This is a genomic window from Candidatus Megaera venefica, from assembly GCF_034554655.1.
Lineage (GTDB): Bacteria > Pseudomonadota > Alphaproteobacteria > Rickettsiales > Rickettsiaceae > Megaera_A > Megaera_A venefica.
In genome coordinates this window covers 1-2,173 of record NZ_JARJFB010000214.1, presented here as the reverse complement: position 1 = coordinate 2,173, position 2,173 = coordinate 1, and the positions used below count along the sequence as shown (strand labels likewise).

General features: G+C 34.1%; 3 protein-coding genes. 2 read left to right on the top strand and 1 reads right to left on the bottom strand.

Going from position 1 to position 2,173, the window contains the following annotated elements:
* On the bottom strand, positions 1-885 hold an 885-nt coding region (locus Megvenef_RS09065; RefSeq protein WP_322777604.1), incomplete at its 3' end, for a class I SAM-dependent methyltransferase.
* Positions 886-1,241: 356 nt separating this feature from the next.
* On the opposite strand from Megvenef_RS09065, the gene Megvenef_RS09060 reads away from it, so the two are divergent.
* Both Megvenef_RS09060 and Megvenef_RS09055 read left to right on the top strand, forming a co-directional pair.
* The gene (locus Megvenef_RS09060; protein ID WP_322777603.1) at positions 1,242-1,532 is read left to right on the top strand and encodes a co-chaperone GroES; all 291 of its coding nucleotides are present in this window, start codon (positions 1,242-1,244) and stop codon (positions 1,530-1,532) included.
* A gap of 146 nt (positions 1,533-1,678) precedes the next feature.
* A partial coding sequence (locus Megvenef_RS09055) for a TCP-1/cpn60 chaperonin family protein (protein WP_322777605.1) occupies positions 1,679-2,173 on the top strand: 495 nt, incomplete at its 3' end.

The window sequence follows — 2,173 nt, the reverse complement described above, 5'->3', positions numbered from 1 at the left end:
TGCTTGTTGTTCTACTAAATCTCTTTTCTTAAGCTCAGCTAGCAAAGTTTGATCTGTAATGTAATTCTCTAATCTTAAAACTATCCTGCTTTGGTAATTGGTAAAATCGACGAAATTAAGGCCAGCATTAGCTACAAAATCGTGAATTTGTGGAATTGTATAAGATCTATCTTGTTTATGAAGAAAAAGATCATACATTCCAATATCACCCATACTAAGGTCATTCATTAAATCTTTACCTTTAACATACCAATTTGAACTAGGTAAACCACTAAGCACAGCCCAGCCATTTTTTAACTCTTCTGCCCGAGAAGAAGCATTTTTATTTACCATTTGCATAAGTGTTTGAATATGATAAACACCAGTGCTCCCATAAGTAGCATAAACCATAAGGCTCATCCCACCTTTTGGAGTTAAAGAATCTTTCAGAATCTTCAAACCAAGATCCGGAGATTCAAGGTGATGGAGTACTCCAACACAGTTAATATGATCAAATAATCCAAGCTTTAAATTTGGGACATTTAAAATACTATCATTAACCCAAGTAATATTTTTTAATTCCCGGATCTTTGCTCTTTCTTGAGCAATTGCCATACTGGTTTTACTGAAATCTAAGTACACAATTTCAGCATTGGTATTTTTTAATTGTTCAGCAAAATAGATTACAGCATCTCCGGTACCTGCTCCAGCAACTAAAATTCTGAAATTATTCTCAAAATTTTCTCCGCCAGCATAGAGCCAATGATTTAATTCACCTAAATAACTACCCCATAATTGTATTAATCTTTCTTTTTCATCTTCTGGGTTTCTTAATGGATAAGGATAGTCCGTATATTGTTCCTGTACCGCTTTAAGATCTTTTGAAAAGGCAGGGTTTTTTGGCATATATCTTTTTTGCTTAAGTTTTTGTCGTTTGTGGCTAATTATAAATTAGTAAATATCAATAACTTGACATCAATATAACTAATACTGCAACATATTCTAGTAATTCAACAAAGTCAACGATACATAGTAGTTGAGGGAAGAAAACAGTTGCGTGTAAAAGTAATTAGCTTCATTTTTTATAAAAATTGCTTCCTAAAATAGAGTTATCATAGAATAATCCTTAGCCTTTATTCAACCTGAATATCAACCATACCGAACTTTTTTGAATAAAAATTGTTATTTGCCCTTGAAGTAATTTCAAGCGAACATATATAACAACTGCAAAAGCAATTTAACTAAATATTATGAGGTTCAAGATGAATTTTAAGCCACTACATGATCGAATCGCTGTTTCTCCATTACCAAGCGAAGAAAAAACCACGGGAGGAATTATTATTCCTGATACTGCAAAGGAAAAGCCTATGCAAGGTAAAGTCGTTGCTATAGGAAGCGGTGTGAGAGATAAAGATGGAAAACTTGTACCATTAGAAGTAAAAGTTGGTGATATAGTAATGTATGGTAAATGGGGTGGTACAGAGGTAAAAATCGATGGTAAGGATCTTGTCATTATGAAAGAAAGTGACGTTATGGGAATTATTGTAAAGTAATACTAAAGTTTAAGATTAATAAGTACAATTGCGAGAGTTACTCGGAGATTGAGTCGTTACCACTATAAATAGAAACTGTGGGACAATTCTCTGGATTAAAATTGCAGGGTATAATTAAGTAATATTTATATTTTTAGGAGAAGAAAATTATGGCTAAACAAATTAAATACGGCACAAAAGCACGTGAAGAAATGATCAAGGGCGTTAATATTTTAGCAGACACTGTTAAGATAACTCTCGGTCCAAAAGGGCGTAATGTTGCTATAGAACAATCTTTTGGCGCTCCTAGAGTAACAAAAGATGGAGTAACCGTTGCAAAGGCGGTAGAACTAAAAGATGCAATGCAGAATCTTGGTGCTCAGCTGGTTAAATCAGTTGCAAGCAAAACTGCTGATGTAGCAGGTGATGGTACCACAACTGCTACTATTCTCACTCAAGCAATTGTCCAAGGTGGTAACAAAGCTGTTGCTGCTGGCTTTAATCCTATGGATTTAAAAAGAGGTATTGATTTTGCAGTAACTCACCTACTTGAAGAAATAAAGAAAGCAAGCAAGCCTATTAGTTCTAAAGCAGAAATAGCACAAGTCGGTACTATATCTGCAAATGGTGATAAAGAGATTGGTGAGCAAATTGCTTTAGCG